Here is a 16,874-nt window from a genome sequence, read left to right as displayed (position 1 = left end):
CTCCCGACATCACGCGTGCGCACACTGCGTACGGGAGCGAGCGTGGGTTGTATACGAAGCGATAGGCAGAATGCGTGCCATTGCCGACCTGCCTCTATGGCAAGGCGCCAACACAGCGGGTTTAACGCAGCCGAAGACGATAGGGTTTGAGGCTGGAGGTAGGCACTGCTTGCAGGTGCGGCGCCTGCAAGCAGTGCACCGTGATCACTGACGGTGCATTTTTACAGGACTGAAACCGTGCGGAAGGGAGAGGGAAAACGTGTATACGATCAACGCGGGCTTTGTTCCACTTTGCAAGCCCGCGTTCTAATGCGTCCTCGCGACAATCAGCTCCGAATTACTCCGGCAGCTGCGCCAGTCCATCCGGGTCAGTCATCGCCCGCTCCAGCAGATCCGCTGGCAGACTCTTGCTCGCGCGTGCACCCAGCAGCTTGAGTTGTTCGCTGCGACTGACCAGATTGCCGCGCCCCTCGACGAGCTTGTTGCGCGCGGCGCCGTAGGCCTTGTCCAGCTGCTGAAGGCGGTTGCCGACTTCGTCCAGATCCTGGATGAACAACACGAACTTGTCGTAGAGCCACCCTGCCCGCTCGGCGATCTCCCGGGCATTCTGGCTCTGCCGCTCCTGCTTCCACAGACTGTCGATGACCCGCAGCGTTGCCAGCAGCGTGGTCGGGCTGACAATCACGATGTTGCGATCGAACGCCTCCTGGAACATGTTTGGCTCGGCCTGCAACGCCGCAGAAAACGCCGCTTCGATCGGCACGAACAGCAAAACGAAATCCAGGCTGTGCAGCCCTTCAAGGCGTTTGTAGTCTTTGCCGGACAGGCCTTTGACGTGATTGCGCAGGGACAGCACGTGCTGCTTCAGCGCCGCCTGGGAAATCACCTCATCGTCGGCCGACACGTACTGCTGATAGGCCGTCAGGCTGACTTTCGCGTCGACGACGACCTGCTTGTCGCCGGGCAGCATGATCAGAACGTCGGGCTGGAAGCGCTCGCCGTCGGGGCCTTTCAGGCTGACCTGGGTCTGGTACTCGCGGCCTTTTTCAAGACCGGCATGCTCCAGCACACGCTCCAGAATCAGTTCACCCCAGTTGCCCTGGGTCTTCTGACCCTTCAGCGCACGGGTCAGGTTGTTCGCCTCATCGCTCAGGCGCAGGTTGAGTTGTTGCAAGCGCTCCAGTTCCTTGCTCAGGGAAAAGCGCTCTCGGGCTTCGTTCTGGTAGCTTTCTTCTACGCGCTTTTCAAACGACTGAATGCGCTCCTTGAGCGGATTGAGCAACTGCCCCAACTGCTGCTGACTGGTCTCGGCGAAGCGCTGCTCGCGCTCATCGAAAATCTTGCCGGCCAGCTCTGCAAACTGCGCACGCAGCTCATCGCGGGAGCCTTGCAGGTCAGTGAGGCGCTGCTGATGACTTTCCTGCTGTTCGCGCAGCTCGGCGCCGAGTGACGCGCACTGGGCATCAAGTCGGCGCAGCTCGGCCTCTCTGGCGGACCGTTCGCGGCCCCAGTCATCCTGGGCTTCCCGCGCACCTTCATGCTGCTGGCGCAGCAATTCCACCTCCCGGCGCAACGCCGCCAAGTCTGCCTGCTTGACCGCATTGGCCTGGGCGAGATCGCTGATCTCGTCGCGGCTGGCGTCGAGCTGGGCATTAAGGCCATCCTGCGCCATTTGCGCGTTACTCAAGCGCTCGTCGAGCAACGCGGCATCCGCCTCCCGTTGCGCCAGGCGCCGGTGCAACTGCCACGCCAGCCCCAACAAAGGCACCGCAGCCAATGCCAAACCCAGCAACAGGCTGGTTAACTCAAACACCATAAAATCCAGACTCCGACATTCATGCAGGCGGCATTATGCGCAGAAGCGAGCTCGACGTCCGCTTCGGGTCAAACAGCGCCTGAAAAAGATAAAAACGCGAGCGGATGCTTCAAGAGCGGCGTGATAGAGCCAGCGCTCGGGACAATCCACAGAACCTGTGGATAACTCAGTGGACAACACACCTTAAGCTCTCGCAAACGCACGTAGAATGGGGCCTGCGTTCAAACTGACGATTTTTTCACCAGCGTAAAAAAACGATGGTTTTCATTGACTTAATAATTCGTTGCATTAAATCAAGCGGTTAGCGGACGACGTGACAGTGACATGACAGATACCTTTCGTAATGTGCACAAGTCGATTTCATCCCCTCCCCAGGCTGTTTCAGCAGCGATGGGCGCCGCTCAAAATTCACAGGAATAAGGCACGTGGCCACCCTTTCCGCTCGATTTGGTGTAGTCTCTTTCGCCCCGCGTTGCAGCATACTGTCGCCTGATTGCAAATCAGCGCTTGCCTTGCGCATGCAACTCCATTAGCATCGCCGCCGTTAGTACCAAGCTGAAAGTCAATTCTGATCGAACAAATCCCCCAATCCCGGTTCGCCAACTGAGCGAACGGATTGAAAAAAGGGATCGATCACCTCGATGGTTTCCAGACATGAACGCACACGACCTACCGTCGAAACGGAGGGGTGTGAAGAACATCATGCTCTACTCAACCAGCCTGCAAATTGATCAGGATCTGCACCTCGAGCATCGAACCTTAGCTCGTGTTGTGTTGCCTGCCCTCCTAAGTACCTACCAGTCAGCCCCGCGCCACATTTCAAATGCGCTCAACTGGCTGCTTTTGTTCCAGACAGGTTCTGCGCCCTGCCCCTGACTCGCATTCGAGCATCGGTCCGCGTTTACTGGAACGTTTTTATTTTGCACGCCTCTTATTGCGTGTCGATTCAGGAAACACCCATAACATGACTACTCATATCCAGACTCAAAACGCTATTCAAACACTGACCAACGCTTTTGCTCCTATGAACTGCCTGATCATGGCAGCACGCAAAGGCTGCTTCAGCTTCACCATCGTCAATGAACACGGCATCGCCCGCCACAGCGAGCGTTTGTACCCGGATCAATACTCCAGCGATGCTCCGCTGCAGGCAGTGATCGACCGTACGCGTCAGGCCTTGGTTGCCTAATACCGTTGCCTGATACCGTTCGTCGGTAAATAACGCTGCATCGACAAGGCCTCACCCGATAACGGTGGGGCTTTTTTGTATCTGTTTTACTTACATAAAAAGCCACAGATGCAGTCACCAATGCCCATCACGCCGTTCGAGCTGAATGGGAACTGACCGTAAAACAGACCTTTACACCGCAAATATCACACTACACTTCAAGTCAGCGGCTCCGGTCGCTGCCGGTGGGCCCATGTCATCCTTGCTGTCAGGCGCCAGGGCCCGCCGACTCATCAACTCCCGAGGGTGTTATGGGAATCGCCGCCAGTGAACTGTGTCGCTACGTCATCCGCCCGACGCTTCTCTATCTCGGCCGAGACAATCGAGCGGCCGAAACCCTGTTGCTGGGAGTCGCGGCCAGCCAGTCCGCCCTGGGCGCCGAGCTGGACAACCCGCGTGGCCACGGGCTTTACAGCATCGCCGACACCCAGCACCGCCAGCTTTGGGATGAATACCTTGCCCGCGATCCAGACCTTGCCAGCCTTGTTCGCGGCCTGGCCAGCCAGCACGCATTTCTTACAGGGCCCGATCTGGAACTGACCGTCAACCTGCGTTATTCGACTGCCATCGCCTGGCTGATGGTCGAAGCGAGCCATATTTCGCTACCGGATGCCGATGATTCTCTGGCCATGGCGCAAATGTGGCGCGAGATATTTCAACCCGGCGGTCAGCTGCAGGATTTCACCTCGGCCTGGCAAACATGGGTCAGGCCCCTGCTCCAGGCCTCAACGGCCATTTCGTGACCGATTGGTACCGGACGAAAAAGTTGCGAACTTTCAGGATTGTCCTACAAGAACCGCTCTAAATCGGCTGATCCAGGCTATAGCGCGGGGGCAGAAATATTGGTAATTTCCGCGCGGTGATCAACAGGAGTTCTAACAATGAAAAAAACAATGATCAAATCCAGCCTCAGTCTCGCCATCACTCTTGCCTCTACTCAGATTTTTGCATCCGGCTTTGCCCTGAACGAACAAAGCATCAGCGGCATGGGGACCGGCTTTGCGGGCCGTACCTCTTCTGTCGATGACGCCAGCATCGTGTATGGCAACCCGGCCGGCATGTCGCGCCTCAAGCGCGCGCAGGCGACCGTGGGGGTCGCCGCGATCGATGCCTCCACCGACATCACTGACACCAGCGGCCGCAGCACCGGTTCCAACAAAGGCGATATGGTGCCTTTCATCGCCGTACCGATGGGTTTCTACGTGAACCCGGTCGACGAACACTGGGCGTTCGGCTTCGGTGTCTACGCGCCATTCGGTCTGGTCACCGACTACGAAAACAACTTCCAGGGCCGCAACTTCGGCAGCAAGAGCATCGTCAAGGTCGTGACCTTCCAGCCGACCGTCAGCTACGCATTCAACGACAAGGTGTCGATCGGTTTCGGTCCGACCATCAACCGTATTTCCGGTGCACTGGAATCGGCACTCAATGTCAGCCCGCTGCTGGGTGCCCGCACCGGCGACGGCCGCGTGCAGGTCAAGGGCGATGACGTCGGTTACGGTTTCAACGCCGGTATCCTGGTGCAAGCCACCGACACCACCAGCGTCGGCCTGACCTATCACTCCAAAGTGACCTACAAGCTCGAAGGCCACACCGAAGTGACCCCGGGCGCAGGCGTACCTTCGGCCATCCTGCCGGGCGGTCGCTATGACGCCAAGCTGAACATCGATACGCCGGAAACCGTCGACTTCTCCGTCACTCAGAAAATGAACGACGCGTGGAAGCTGTACGCCGGTGCAACGTGGACCCGCTGGAGCCGTCTGGAAGACATCACCGTTCAAAACTCCGGTATCACCCCGGTGTCTCGCCGCGACGCCACCCAGAGTCTGGTCGGCACCATCAAGGAAGAGCAGAACTGGCACGACACCTGGGCTTACGCCGTGGGTACGTCGTATCAGTTGAACAAGCAGTGGGTGTTGCGTACCGGCCTGTCGTTCGACCAGTCGCCGACCAACAACGAGAACCGCTCGCCGCGCATCCCGACAGGCGATCGCACGATCTTCAGTCTGGGCGCCGGTTACAGCCCGACCGACGACATCACCATCGATGTGGCTTACTCCTACTTGCAGGAAGAGAAGGTCAAGGTCGCCGACGCGAACGCGTTGGGTCAAAGCTACAACGCCAAGTACGACAACAGCGCCAACGGGTTCGGCGTGGGCATGACGTACCGCTTCTGATGCAGTGGGCGGTACAGGCAGATCACCTGTCCGCTCTACAAAAAACCCCGCAGCCAGTGATGGCTGCGGGGTTTTTCGTTTTGGCCGGTCTGTTGTGCTTTCACGGCTTGGAGGCGATGGCCTTCTCGATGGCTGAAATCAGCTCGGGATCGTCCGGCGCGGTTTTGCTGGAGAAGCTGGCAACGACGTTGCCTTTGCGGTCGACGACGTATTTATAGAAGTTCCAGCGCGGCGGATTGCTTTGCTCGGCGAGGACCTTGAACAGGTTGATGGCGTCGGCGCCACGCACCGGCTGCGGTTCAGTCATGGTGAACGTGACGCCGTAATTCACGTAGCAGACCTTGGCGGTCTCGGCAGCGTCCTTGGACTCCTGCAGGAAATCGTCAGAGGGCACACCGAGGACTTCAAGCCCCTCGCCCTTGAAGCGCTGATTGAGCGCTTCAAGCCCTTTGAACTGCGGCGCGAAGCCACAGAAGCTCGCGGTGTTGACCACGAGCATCGGCTTTCCGGCAAACTGCTTGCACAGGTCGATATCCTGTTTCGCCCGCAGCTTGGGGAGGTCGCCCTGCAGCAGTGGCGGGCAATCGGCGGCCGCGGCGGCGCCACTGAGGGCAAGCAATAGTAGAGGCGCGTGAATCCAGCGAAGGGCCATGGCGACGTCCATTCATGAGCGGGCAGGAAATAGGGAGCTATCGCTACGCTACTCCGCCGCGCGACGAATGCCTAGGGCGCCACGGTAACGGGGCGCATAACCGTTATCCGGCTTTCTCGGTCGCCGTGAACGCCCGCTGGATCGCCTGGGGCGGTTCGCCGAAGTTGCGCAGGAACGCCTGGCGCATCCTTTCCCGATCGCCGAAGCCGGTTTCCCGGGCAACCACCTCGACGGGATGTCGACTGGTTTCCATCATGGCCCTCGCCACTTCCACCCGCAGGCATTCGATGGCTTTCGCAGGCGTCTGGCCGGTCTCCTCGCGGAACACCCGGCTGAACTGGCGAGGGCTCAAGCGGGCGATGGCCGCGAGTGCATCGATGGAGAGATCGCTTTTGAGGTTCTCGCGGGCATAGGCCAGCGCCAGCTGCACGCGGTCGGACTTGGGGTCCAGTTCCAGCAGCGTCGACAACTGGGAATGCTCGCTGCCGCGACGTTGATAAATCACCAGCTTGCGCGCGACCTGCCGGGCGATGTCGGCCCCGAGGTCGTTCTCGACCATCGCCAGTGCGAGATCAAGGCCAGCGCTCATGCCTGCGCCGGTCCATATCTGGCCGTCCACGGTGAACAGCTTGTCGTCCTCGACGCGAACGTTAGGGTAGCGCTTGCGAAACTCGGGAGCGTGAATCCAGTGCATGGTCGCGCGCTTGCCGTCTAGCAGGCCCGCTTCGGCCAGCACAAAACCGCCCGTGCACAGCGACGCCACCCGCCGCGATTGAGCAGACGCGGTACGCACGAACTCAAGCAGACTGGGGGTGGGCAATTGCAGGTCCATGTAGCCGCTGACGATGATCGTGTCGTAACCGTCGGGCTGCAATGGCGTGGTGTTGACCGAGAAGCCTTCGGACGACATGACCGCCCCGCCGCTTTCGGACACCAGATGAAAGGAGTACGCCGCCTCGCCCTGCATCAGGTTCGCGCAGGTCAGCACGGACCCGACGGACAGGCTGAGGGACTGAAATTGCGGATACACCACCAGCGCAACGCTATGCATGACACCTCTCCGGTTGATCCGGAACATGATGGATACTGCCTCTATTGAGGAGAGGCTGTGGTTTTCTTGTGGTGCTTTAGGATTTCCGTGTCGCCACATTTATTGATTCTTGCCACAGGCCGTAGGAGCCGGCTTGCTGGCGAACGCGTTGGGCCAGTGCCATCAATATTGGCTGACATAAAGGGTTCGCCAGCAAGCCGGCTCCTACAGTGATGCGGTGGATGATGATCTGGAGGAGTGTCATTTGACAGGGGGCACAGACCACATCAATCGCACATCAGCGCCACTGTGACCAGCACCAGGGTTTCCAGAAGTTCGAGCATCGCGCCGGCGGTGTCGCCGGTGCTGCCGCCCAGACGTCGCATCATCACGCGGCGCAGCCCGAAGAAACCGCCTGTCGCAATAACCAGCACCCACGCCGCCGCGCTGCCACCGATGAGCACGCAGCCCACCGCCACCGCCGCCAGCACCCGCATCCCGGCCTTGCGCGGCAGGTGATCGGCCAGCGCCTGACCCAGCCCGCCAGCGCGCACATACGGTGTGTTCATAAACAGCGCCAGCATCGCCGCGCGGCCGATGACCGGGGCCAGCAGCAGACCAACGCTGGTGTGGGCTTCAATCAACGCCAGCACGGCGCTGAACTTCAACAGCAGCACCACGACCAGCGTGACCACCGCGATCGGGCCGCTGCGTGGGTCTTTCATGATGAGCAACGTGCGCTCGCGGTCGCCGAACCCACCGAGCCAGGCGTCCGCGCTGTCGGCCAGGCCGTCAAGGTGCAGCCCACCGCTGAGCATCACCCACGCCGCCAGCAGCAAGGCGGCATGCAACAGCAACGGCGCGCCATCGAGCAGATGATCCATCGCCATCAGCAGCACGCCGAACAGCAACCCCACCAGCGGGTAATACAGCAGCGAGCGCCCCGACTCTTGTGGAGTCGGCATGCCCGGCAGACGAATCGGCAGGCTGCTCAAAAACTGCAAGGCGATGCGGAACGGCAGCATTTAAACCTCCGTCAACTCACCGTCGGCCTGCACGTCGAGACCGAACAGACCGCCGTGGGCCACCGTGACCTGCAGCAGTTGCTCGCGGGGCAGACCGCGGGCGCGGGCCAACAATAGACGCATCACCCCGCCGTGACTGATCAGCAGAACGCGCTGTCCGTCATAGGCCCGCTGCAACCGCTCAACGGCGGCCAACACGCGGGTGGCAAAAACTTCAACCGGCTCGCCGTTGGGGGGCGTGAACCCGTACGGGTCCTCCCAAAAGCGCCCCAACCCGGCAGCATCGGTTTCCATCAATTGCGCGGGGCTGTGGCCTTCCCAGTCACCGAAGTGCAATTCTTGAAGACCGGCTTCCAGCTCGACGGGCAAGCCCAGTCGCTCGGCCAGTTCGTCGGCGAAACGCGCGCAGCGTTGCAGCGGGGAGCTGACAATCCGGTCCCAAGGCCCACGATCAGCCACCGCCGCGCGCATCTGCTGCCAGCCGGTGTCGGTCAGCGCGTCGTCGATGCTGCCGCGCAGGCCGCCGCCGAATTCGGTTTCACCGTGACGCAGCAGGTCAAGATGCAAGGTCATGCCGGACGGTCTGCCACGGCGGCTTCGGCGAAGGTCGCCATGCCGTTATGCAGCTCGCAGGCCAGACGCAGCAACGGCACCGCGAGCGCCGCGCCACTGCCTTCGCCCAAGCGCAGGCCCAGTTCCAGCAACGGCTCGGCCTGCAGCGCGTCCAGCACCAGACGGTGGCCCGGCTCGGCGCCACGATGGCCGAAAAACAACCATTCCCGGCACGACGGATTGATGTGCACCGCCACCAGCGCCGCCACGGAGCAGATAAAGCCATCGACCAACGCAGCAATGCCCTCCTGGGCGCAGGCCAGATAGGCGCCCACCAGCGCCGCCACTTCGAAACCACCGAGGGCGCGCAGACTGGCTAGCGCGTCACCGACGGACTCGGCATGCAGCCGCAGGGCCCCCTCGATCACCTGCGCCTTGTGGCGCACGCCCTCGGCATCCAGACCGGTGCCGGGGCCGACCAGCGAGGTGGCCGGGCAATCGAGCAGCGCGCAGGCCAGCGCACTGGCGACGGTGGTGTTGCCGATGCCCATTTCGCCGCCGATAAACAACTCGGCGCCTGTCGCCTTGGCGCGCAGCACGCTGTCACGGCCGCCTTCAAGGGCAGCGTGCAGTTGTGCCTCGGTCATGGCCGGGCCCTGGGCAAAATTCGCGGTGCCCGCGCCGAGGTTGAGGTGGCGCACGCCTGGCAGATCCAGCGGCGCAACCGTGCCCAGATCGACCACGTCCAGCTGCGCCGACAGTTGCCGCGCCAACACGCTGATGGCCGCGCCGCCCATGATGAAGTTGTGCAGCATCTGCCCGGTCACCGCTTGCGGGTACGCCGAAACGCCTTCCGCGACGACGCCGTGGTCACCGGCAAAAATCGCGATCCAGACCTCGTCTACCTTGGGTTTCAGGCGACCCTGCAAACCGGCCAGTTGTACCGCAACGTCTTCCAGCCGGCCCAGCGAGCCGGTCGGTTTGGTCAATTGCTGCTGCCGGGCCAGCGCCTGTTCGCGGCAGGCGTGGTCGACTTCTCGGGCAGGCGCAAGCCACCAGGCGTTACTCATAGTGTGGGTCCTTTCAAGGTCATGGGCAGTCCGGCGACGGTGAACACCACGCGATGGCAACGTTCGGCCAGCGCCTGATGCAGCCAGCCAGCTTCATCAACATAACGACGGGTCAGCTCACCGAGGGGCACGACGCCCAGCCCGGTTTCGTTGCTGACAAAAATGATGTCGCCCGGCAGTTCCGCCAGGCCATCGAGCAACGCTTCGCGCTCTTGGGTCAGCCGCTGCGGATCGTCCAGCATCAGCAGATTGGTCAGCCACAGGGTCAGGCAGTCCACCAACAGGCAGCAGCCCTCCCCGGCGTTTTCCCGGAGGACGCGGGCCAGCTCGACAGGTTCTTCGATCAACCCCCACTCCGCCGGACGACGGTCGCGGTGTAAGGCGACGCGCTGGTTCATCTCGCCGTCCAGCGGCTGGCTGGTGGCGATATAAAGAACGTTCAGGTCGCTGTCGCTGGCGAGCTTTTCAGCCAGTCGGCTTTTGCCGGAGCGCGCACCGCCAAGGATCAATTGCAGCATCAGGGTTGCTCCAGGCCGCAGAGTTCGCGTAACAATTTGCCGTCCAGATGGGTTTCCACCAGATCGGCCAGGCGTTCGATGTCGCGCTCGCGCAGGGCGTGGTAATCCACGGACTGCACATTCTGCAGACCGGCCCATCGCAGCAAGGCGCTGCTCGACGCAGGATTTTCAAACAGGCCATGCAGGTAGGTGCCGAGCACTTGACCATCCGGGCTGCATGCGCCATCGCAGCGACCGTCGGCGAGCTGGACCAATGGACGTTCCAGCGCCACGCCGGTGGTCACGCCCGCATGAATCTCATAACCGCTGACGTCAGCGTTTTCGAGGGTCAAGTGGCCGCTCACATTGCGCAGCTGCTTCTCTTCTTCCAGCACCGTGCTGAGGGCCAAGAGCCCCAAACCCGGGCTTGAACCGGCCGCGCCTTCGAGGCCCAGGGGGTCATGCAACTGCTCGCCAAGCATTTGCAGGCCACCGCAGATGCCCAGCACCTTGCCGCCATAACGCAGGTGGCGGTTGATGGCGGTGTCCCAGCCATTGGCGCGCAGGTAGGCCAGATCGCTGCGCACGCTTTTCGAGCCGGGCAGGATGATCAGATCGGCGGAAGGAATTGCCTGCCCCGGCCCGACGAATTGCAGATTGACCTGGGGGTGCAGGCGCAGCGGGTCGAAGTCGGTGTGATTACTGATGCGCGGCAAGACCGGCACGATGACGTTGAGGACCTGCTCGGCCTTGTCGGTCTGACGCTGGTCCAGACCGTCTTCGGCCTCCAGATGCAGGTCCATCACATAGGGCAGCACGCCGACCACCGGTTTGCCGGTGCGCTGTTCGAGCCAGTCGAGGCCGGGTTGCAACAGGGCGATGTCGCCGCGAAAGCGATTGATGATGAAGCCTCTGACCCGCGCCTGCTCGCTGGGGGACAGCAACTCCAGCGTGCCGACCAGATGGGCGAAAACCCCGCCGCGATTGATATCCGCCACCAGCAGCACCGGGCAATCCACCGCTTCGGCAAAGCCCATGTTGGCGATGTCGCCGGCGCGCAGGTTGATCTCGGCCGGCGACCCGGCGCCTTCGACCATCACCACCGGCCAGCCTTCGCTGAGGCGTCGATGGGAAGCGAGCACCGCCTGCATCGCGATAGCTTTGTAGTCGTGATAGGCGACAGCGTTCATGGTGGTCACGGCGCGACCGTGGATGATCACTTGCGCGCCGGTGTCACTGTTGGGTTTGAGCAGCACCGGGTTCATGTCGGTGTGGGGTTCGAGGCCGCAGGCCTGGGCTTGCACGGCCTGGGCGCGGCCGATCTCGCCGCCGTCTGCGGTCACCGCGCTGTTCAGCGCCATGTTCTGCGGTTTGAACGGCACGGTGCGCACGCCTTGGCGGGTCAGCCAGCGGCACAGCGCCGTCACCAGCGTGCTTTTCCCGGCGTCGGACGTGGTGCCCTGCACCATCAGGGTTTTGCCGAGGGTCATACGCGCTCCCGGGGAAATGCACTGAGCGCCTGCTCCAGGCGCTGCCAGTCCGCTTCTTCACGGGGCAGGCCGAAGCGCAGGCTGCTGTTGTGGGTAAAGATCCGCAGGAGGATGCCCCGCTGTGCGCAAAACTCGTAAAGCGCTTCCGCCAGGGGCGTGATCAGCCACTGGAACAGCGCACAGCCGCCCTTGGGCGCAAAGCCGTGGCGATTGAGCACGTCCACCAGACGCCGACTGGCCTGCTCGGTGCGCTGGCGCTGACGTTGATGGCCGGCGACGTCGTTGAGACAAACCTGACCGATGATGCGCGTCGGCCCGCTGACCGACCAGGGCCCGATCTGCCGCGCCATGACTTTCAGAAAGCGCGGCTCCGCCAGCACAAAACCCAGGCGCACACCGGCCAGCCCGAAGAACTTGCCGAATGAGCGCAGCACGATCAGGCCCGCGCGTTGGGTATAAGCCGCCAGGCTCAACTCGGGCGTGCTGTCCATGAACGCTTCGTCCACCACCAGCCACGCACCGCGCTGGGCCAGACGCGTGTGCCATTCCAGCAGGCGTTCCGGCGGCAGGCTCAGGCCGGTGGGGTTGTTCGGGTTGACCACGACGAGCACATCAAGGGTGTCGATGAAACGCTCCACTTCGTGCTCCAGCACCTCGCGCACCAGAAAACCGGTGTTGCGCCAGGCTTCTGCGTGTTCGGCGTAGCACGGCGACAACACGCCCACCTTGCCCGTCTGACGCAGACGCGGCAGTGCCTGGATCGCCGCTTGCGAACCGGCCACCGGCAGCAGGTCTGTGGCACCGTAATAGCGGCGGGCGGCGGCTTCCAGGCCGTCATCGGTTTCCGGCAGGCGCGCCCACGCCGCTTCAGGGATGACCGGGATCGGCCACGACCACGGCGAAATCCCGCTGGACAGGTCCAGCCAGTCCGCCTCATCGATGCCGTATTTCAGGACTGCGCCACGCAATCGGCCGCCGTGTTCAAGCATAGAGTTCTGTCCCCAGACACAAGATCAGCAACCACAGCCATACACCGCGCTGCACCAGTTGCCAACCGCGATCAATAGAGTCCGCGTCCGCCGGCACGCCTTCGCCCAGGGTCGCGCGTTCATGCAGCTCGCCGTGATAAATCGCCGGGCCACCCAGTTCAACGCCCAACGCGCCCGCGCCGGCCGCCATCACCGGGCCTGCATTGGGGCTGTCCCACTTCGGGGCCTGGGTGCGCCAGCAGCGCAAGGCCAGCCGGGTGTTGCCCAGCAGCGCGTAGGTCAACGCCACCAGCCGGGCCGGGATGTAGTTGAGCAGGTCGTCGATTTTCGCCGCCGCCCAGCCGAAGCGTTCAAAGCGCTCGTTACGATAGCCCCACATGGCGTCGAGGGTGTTGCTCAGGCGGTAGAGCACAACGCCCGGCGCGCCCAGCACGACGAACCAGAAAATCGCCGCGAACACCGCGTCGCTGCCGTTCTCGAGTACCGATTCGGTGGCCGCGCGGGCCACTTCGGTGCTGTCCAGCTCGGAGGTCTGGCGACTGACCAGATAACCGACCCGTCGACGTGCCTCAGGCAGATCGTCGCTGCGCAGCGCCTGGGCCACTGGCTCGACATGCTCACCCAGGCTGCGCAGGCCCAGCGCACAGTAAAGCGCCAGCACTTCCACCAGCCAGCCAACCAACGGCAGCCAGCTGAGCAATGTGGCGATCAAGGTCAACGGAATCACGGCGATGAACCACGCGGTCACGCCATGGCTGCGCCAGCCGCGGCCGGCGGCATTCAGGCGCTGTTCGATGCGCTCGGCAAAACGGCCGAACGCCACCAGCGGGTGGTTCCGTTTTGGCTCGCCGAGCAACGCGTCCAGCGCGACCCCGGCGACGCTCAATAACGCCACACTCATGCAATCACTCCCCATGTGTTCTCGTAGACCAGCTCTTGCAGCGCGCGCGGCTGCGCCCAGCCTTCCAGCACCAGCATCGGCGCCGGATAGAATGCCTTGACCGGGCCCAGACACAGAATCGCCAGGGGTTTTGAACCGGTTGGCATCTTCAGCAGATCGGCCAGGGCCTGGGGGTCGAACAGCGACACCCAGCCCATGCCCAGGCCTTCGGCACGCGCCGCCAGCCAGAGGTTCTGGATCGCGCACGACAGCGACGCCATGTCCATCTCCGGCAAGGTGCGGCGGCCGAAGATGTGTTTCTCGCGGTCGTCCATCAACGCGGCGACCAACACCTCGGCGCAGTCGCTGATGCCCTCGACCTTGAGCTTCATGAAATCGTCGGAGCGCTCGCCCAGGGCTTCGGCGGTACGAACGCGTTCCTCCTCAACCTGCGCCTGAATCTGCGCGCGCAACGCCGGGTCGGTGATGCGCAGAAACCGCCACGGCTGCATCAGGCCAACGCTCGGCGCATGGTGGGCGGCTTCGAGCAGACGGGCCAGCAACTCCGGCGCGACTGTGCCGCCGCAGAAGTGGCGCATGTCGCGACGCTCGGCGATGGCGCGGTAAACGGCGGCGCGCTCGGGGTCGGTGAAGGTGTGGTCGGTCATGGGAGCGAGCTCATGGCAAAAACAGCGCCGCCATCGCCTGGGGGTTCGATGGGAAGTAAAAGTGCACGTACGACGCGGTCATGCGCCCTTCGCGGTACACCGCTTCGGCGCCGCGCCCGCCATTGGGGCTGAGCCCGCGGGCGATGGGCGTCAGCTCGGTGCTCGTCAGGGAGTGATGGTAGGTGTGGCCACGCAGCGTGCCTTCCGGCAGTTCGACCGATTGCAAGGCCAGGGCAGCCAGACGCTTTTGCATCACGGCTTCGCCCTTGAGCAAGCCCACCCCTTCGGCGCGCTGGCCGTCGACGTCGGTCAGCGCATCAAGCAGGTACAACATGCCGCCGCACTCGGCGAGCAGGGGTTTGCCGGCGGCGTGGTGGGCGCGAATGGCGGCGACCATGCTGTGGTTTCCCGCCAGCGCCGTGTGATGCAATTCCGGGTAGCCGCCGGGCAGATACAGACTGTCGGCATCGGGTAATTCGCGATCGCGGATCGGCGAGAAGAACGACAGTTCGGCGCCCATTTCCCGCAGCAGGTCGAGGCTGGCGCCGTAGAAAAACGCAAACGCTTCGTCGTGGGCGATGGCGATGCGCACGCCGGCCAGCAGCGGCTCGGCGGGCACAAAGTCGGGCGCGGTGAAGGTCACGGCCGGCGGCAACGTGGCGTCGCAGGTGCTGGCCAGCGCAGTGGCAGCAGCGTCGAGGCGCATGTCCAGGTCATTCAGCTCGCTGGCCTGAACCAGACCAAGATGCCGGCTAGGCAGCTCAATGCCGGTCTCCCGCGACAGCGCGCCGTACCAGCGCAGGCCTTCGGTCAGGCTGCCTTCCAGCAACTGTGCATGGCGCACCGTGCCGACGCGATTGGCCAGCACGCCGGCGAAGGGCAGATCCGGCTGGTACCGCGCCAGCCCCAACGCCAGGGCGCCGAAGGTCTGGGCCATGGCCGTGCCGTCGATCACGCCCAGCACCGGCACGCCGAAACGCCTCGCCAGGTCTGCGCTGGACGGCGTGCCGTCGAACAAGCCCATGACGCCTTCGATGAGAATCAAGTCGGCATCGGCGGCGGCTTCCCACAACAGGCGCCGACTTTCGTCCTCGCCGATCATCCACATGTCCAGTTGGTACACCGGATGGCCGCTGGCGCGTTCGAGAATCATCGGGTCGAGAAAGTCCGGCCCGCATTTGAACACGCGCACCTTCCGGCCCTGATTGCGATGCAGACGGGCCAGCGCGGCGGTGACGGTGGTTTTGCCCTGACCGGACGCGGGGGCGGCGATCAATACTGCCGGGCAGTGCCGGGGTTGGCGCTCACTCACAATTCGATGCCTTTCTGCGCCTTGATCCCGGACTGAAAGGCATGCTTGACCACGCCGATTTCCGAAACGGTGTCGGACAGGTCGATCAATTCCTGCTTCGCCCCGCGACCGGTGACGATCACGTGCTGCATGGGCGGGCGTGCCTGCAGGTCGATCAGCACCTGCTCCAGGTCCAGATAACCGTGCTTGAGGGCGATGTTCAGCTCATCGAGCACCACCATGCCGATGGAAGGGTCCTTGAGCATTTCCCGGGTCACGGCCCAGGCGGCTTCGGCGGCAGCAATGTCGCGCTGGCGGTCCTGGGTTTCCCAAGTGAAACCCTCGCCCATCACGTGGTAACGCACTTGTTCGGGGAAGCGGCGGAAGAACAGCTCTTCGCCGGTACTGTGGCGGCCTTTGATGAACTGCACGACGCCACACTGCATGCCATGGCCCATGGCGCGGGCGAGCATGCCGAACGCCGAGCTGCTTTTGCCCTTGCCGTTGCCGGTCAAGACCAGCAGCAGTCCGCATTCATTGGGCGCGCTGGAAATGCGCTCGTCCATCACCGCCTTTTTGCGCAGCATGCGCGCCAGGTGGCGTTCGTCACGTTCGGGGGATTCGCTCATCTCAGCTCTCCGCTTGAGGGCAGGTGTGGCAAACGGAGGGCACAGGCAAAGACTGTCAGCAGGCACCGGACATGGGCCCGGCCTGCAGCAGAGCATCGCCCTCCGTGACGCTGTTCGATGGATCAGGCCGGTCTCCGGACTCATGAGTTGCCACAGCGTGGCAGGCCAGGCGCCTTCCCATGCTCAGCGAACACAGTGGCATCGTGCGTGGCCTTGACTCATTTACCGTTGCGGAGGCAGCGCCGGAATTGATCGCATGAGCAATCGCACCGGCTTCCCTGTTTCACCCTGTGGACCAAACTCCCGGGCACCTGAAACATGGCGCGAAGGTTAGAGGGTTGACCCCAGAGCGTCAATCAAGGGATCGCACCTGCCTCTGCTTGAAGGCGAAACCGTAGAAGCCGGTGCCTGCCTGAAACGCAAAACCGTAGGAGCCGGCTTGCTGGCGAAGGCGTGGGGCCACACGACATTGCAGCGTCTGCACGAATGCATTCGCCAGCAAGCTTGCTCCCGCAGGTTTTGCGCCCAATGCGGATCGTCCGTAGGCCACGCCCCATTGTAGGAGCGCGCTTGCCCGCGAAGGCGGTGGTTCAGGCGACCGGTGTGTCACAGGTAAAATCTTTCGCGGGCAAGCGCGCTCCTACACCGATCTCGGTAACGCCCACAATCTGTGGCGTACACACGATCCGTAGATATCGGCTTGCTGGCGAAGGCGTCGGGGCAGTCACATCATCGGTGAGGAATAAATCGGGTTCGCCAGCAAGCCGGCTCCTACAGAGGGGTGTGTTTCCGGGTTGATCGGCGGGGCGCAGACAGGGATCTGCACCTGGCCACTGCTTGAAACGCGAAACCGTAGGAGCCGGCTTGCTGGCGAAGGCGT

At 62.9% G+C, this 16,874-nt stretch carries 16 protein-coding genes and 1 riboswitch; of the genes, 3 read left to right on the top strand and 13 right to left on the bottom strand.

Annotation, left to right across the window (positions count from 1 at the left end):
• Nucleotides 1–337: 337 nt before the first annotated feature.
• Nucleotides 338–1,702 carry a DNA recombination protein RmuC gene (gene rmuC, locus EC919_RS21570; RefSeq protein WP_166650605.1) on the bottom strand — a complete coding sequence of 455 codons (1,365 nt, stop codon included), beginning with the start codon at nt 1,700–1,702 and terminating at the stop codon, nt 338–340.
• 1,078 nt (nt 1,703–2,780) lie between these two features.
• Here rmuC and EC919_RS21565 point away from each other — a divergent pair.
• The 3 genes from EC919_RS21565 to EC919_RS21555 all read left to right on the top strand — a co-directional run bounded on the left by EC919_RS21565 (nt 2,781) and on the right by EC919_RS21555 (nt 5,221).
• Complete coding sequence (locus EC919_RS21565; protein WP_133776362.1) at nt 2,781–3,005, top strand: hypothetical protein; 225 nt, start codon at nt 2,781–2,783, stop codon at nt 3,003–3,005.
• A gap of 290 nt (nt 3,006–3,295) precedes the next feature.
• The gene (locus EC919_RS21560; RefSeq protein ID WP_133776361.1) at nt 3,296–3,787 is read left to right on the top strand and encodes a hypothetical protein; all 492 of its coding nucleotides are present in this window, start codon (nt 3,296–3,298) and stop codon (nt 3,785–3,787) included.
• 138 nt (nt 3,788–3,925) lie between these two features.
• Nucleotides 3,926–5,221, top strand: coding sequence for an OmpP1/FadL family transporter (locus tag EC919_RS21555; RefSeq protein WP_133776360.1), 1,296 nt, complete (start codon nt 3,926–3,928; stop codon nt 5,219–5,221).
• A 100-nt stretch (nt 5,222–5,321) separates the two neighbouring features.
• Here EC919_RS21555 and EC919_RS21550 read toward each other — a convergent pair whose 3' ends face one another.
• The 12 genes from EC919_RS21550 to cobO all read right to left on the bottom strand — a co-directional run bounded on the left by EC919_RS21550 (nt 5,322) and on the right by cobO (nt 15,994).
• Complete coding sequence (locus tag EC919_RS21550) at nt 5,322–5,873, bottom strand: glutathione peroxidase (RefSeq protein WP_133776359.1); 552 nt, start codon at nt 5,871–5,873, stop codon at nt 5,322–5,324.
• 103 nt (nt 5,874–5,976) lie between these two features.
• Nucleotides 5,977–6,924: a GlxA family transcriptional regulator gene (locus EC919_RS21545; protein WP_133776358.1), complete on the bottom strand. Its 948-nt coding sequence runs from the start codon at nt 6,922–6,924 to the stop codon at nt 5,977–5,979.
• A gap of 266 nt (nt 6,925–7,190) precedes the next feature.
• Nucleotides 7,191–7,928, bottom strand: a complete 738-nt coding sequence (locus EC919_RS21540) for an adenosylcobinamide-GDP ribazoletransferase (RefSeq protein ID WP_133776357.1) — start codon at nt 7,926–7,928, stop codon at nt 7,191–7,193.
• Nucleotides 7,929–8,501: an alpha-ribazole phosphatase family protein gene (cobC, locus tag EC919_RS21535; RefSeq protein ID WP_133776356.1), complete on the bottom strand. Its 573-nt coding sequence runs from the start codon at nt 8,499–8,501 to the stop codon at nt 7,929–7,931.
• Nucleotides 8,498–9,550 (bottom strand): nicotinate-nucleotide--dimethylbenzimidazole phosphoribosyltransferase, encoded by a 1,053-nt coding sequence (gene cobT / locus EC919_RS21530; protein WP_133776355.1) that lies wholly within the window; start codon nt 9,548–9,550, stop codon nt 8,498–8,500. The genes cobC and cobT overlap by 4 nt, the downstream gene beginning before the upstream one ends.
• Nucleotides 9,547–10,068 (bottom strand): bifunctional adenosylcobinamide kinase/adenosylcobinamide-phosphate guanylyltransferase, encoded by a 522-nt coding sequence (cobU, locus tag EC919_RS21525; protein ID WP_133776354.1) that lies wholly within the window; start codon nt 10,066–10,068, stop codon nt 9,547–9,549. Before cobU ends, cobT begins: the two co-directional genes overlap by 4 nt.
• Complete coding sequence (locus EC919_RS21520) at nt 10,068–11,537, bottom strand: cobyric acid synthase (protein ID WP_133776353.1); 1,470 nt, start codon at nt 11,535–11,537, stop codon at nt 10,068–10,070. The genes cobU and EC919_RS21520 overlap by 1 nt, the downstream gene beginning before the upstream one ends.
• Entirely contained in the window at nt 11,534–12,526 is a 993-nt protein-coding gene (cobD, locus tag EC919_RS21515) for a threonine-phosphate decarboxylase CobD (RefSeq protein WP_133776352.1), read from the bottom strand. Before cobD ends, EC919_RS21520 begins: the two co-directional genes overlap by 4 nt.
• A complete protein-coding gene (cbiB, locus tag EC919_RS21510) occupies nt 12,519–13,427 on the bottom strand; it encodes an adenosylcobinamide-phosphate synthase CbiB (protein ID WP_133776351.1) in 909 nt (302 codons plus the stop codon). The genes cobD and cbiB overlap by 8 nt, the downstream gene beginning before the upstream one ends.
• Nucleotides 13,424–14,074, bottom strand: coding sequence for a 5,6-dimethylbenzimidazole synthase (bluB, locus tag EC919_RS21505; RefSeq protein ID WP_133776350.1), 651 nt, complete (start codon nt 14,072–14,074; stop codon nt 13,424–13,426). Before bluB ends, cbiB begins: the two co-directional genes overlap by 4 nt.
• A 10-nt stretch (nt 14,075–14,084) precedes the next feature.
• A complete protein-coding gene (locus tag EC919_RS21500; protein WP_133776349.1) occupies nt 14,085–15,386 on the bottom strand; it encodes a cobyrinate a,c-diamide synthase in 1,302 nt (433 codons plus the stop codon).
• Nucleotides 15,383–15,994, bottom strand: coding sequence for a cob(I)yrinic acid a,c-diamide adenosyltransferase (gene cobO, locus EC919_RS21495; protein WP_133776348.1), 612 nt, complete (start codon nt 15,992–15,994; stop codon nt 15,383–15,385). The genes EC919_RS21500 and cobO overlap by 4 nt, the downstream gene beginning before the upstream one ends.
• A 108-nt stretch (nt 15,995–16,102) precedes the next feature.
• Nucleotides 16,103–16,324, bottom strand: a riboswitch (cobalamin riboswitch).
• Nucleotides 16,325–16,874: the final 550 nt, after the last annotated feature.

This window comes from Pseudomonas graminis (genome assembly GCF_004364335.1).
In the GTDB taxonomy this organism is placed as follows: domain Bacteria; phylum Pseudomonadota; class Gammaproteobacteria; order Pseudomonadales; family Pseudomonadaceae; genus Aquipseudomonas; species Aquipseudomonas graminis_D.
The sequence above is the reverse complement of the archived record's forward strand: the minus strand, read 5'-3'. Positions and strand labels throughout refer to the sequence as shown.

Bases quoted from the DNA above. Each gene is read 5' to 3' on its own strand.
- EC919_RS21565 (WP_133776362.1), top strand. From the start codon at position 2,781: ATGACTACTCATATCCAGACTCAAAACGCTATTCAAACACTGACCAAC.
- EC919_RS21560 (WP_133776361.1), top strand. From the start codon at position 3,296: ATGGGAATCGCCGCCAGTGAACTGTGTCGCTACGTCATCCGCCCGACG.
- EC919_RS21555 (WP_133776360.1), top strand. From the start codon at position 3,926: ATGAAAAAAACAATGATCAAATCCAGCCTCAGTCTCGCCATCACTCTT.
- EC919_RS21550 (WP_133776359.1), bottom strand. From the start codon at position 5,873: ATGGCCCTTCGCTGGATTCACGCGCCTCTACTATTGCTTGCCCTCAGT.
- EC919_RS21545 (WP_133776358.1), bottom strand. From the start codon at position 6,924: ATGCATAGCGTTGCGCTGGTGGTGTATCCGCAATTTCAGTCCCTCAGC.
- EC919_RS21540 (WP_133776357.1), bottom strand. From the start codon at position 7,928: ATGCTGCCGTTCCGCATCGCCTTGCAGTTTTTGAGCAGCCTGCCGATT.
- cobC (WP_133776356.1), bottom strand. From the start codon at position 8,501: ATGACCTTGCATCTTGACCTGCTGCGTCACGGTGAAACCGAATTCGGC.
- cobT (WP_133776355.1), bottom strand. From the start codon at position 9,550: ATGAGTAACGCCTGGTGGCTTGCGCCTGCCCGAGAAGTCGACCACGCC.
- cobU (WP_133776354.1), bottom strand. From the start codon at position 10,068: ATGCTGCAATTGATCCTTGGCGGTGCGCGCTCCGGCAAAAGCCGACTG.
- EC919_RS21520 (WP_133776353.1), bottom strand. From the start codon at position 11,537: ATGACCCTCGGCAAAACCCTGATGGTGCAGGGCACCACGTCCGACGCC.
- cobD (WP_133776352.1), bottom strand. From the start codon at position 12,526: ATGCTTGAACACGGCGGCCGATTGCGTGGCGCAGTCCTGAAATACGGC.
- cbiB (WP_133776351.1), bottom strand. From the start codon at position 13,427: ATGAGTGTGGCGTTATTGAGCGTCGCCGGGGTCGCGCTGGACGCGTTG.
- bluB (WP_133776350.1), bottom strand. From the start codon at position 14,074: ATGACCGACCACACCTTCACCGACCCCGAGCGCGCCGCCGTTTACCGC.
- cobO (WP_133776348.1), bottom strand. From the start codon at position 15,994: ATGAGCGAATCCCCCGAACGTGACGAACGCCACCTGGCGCGCATGCTG.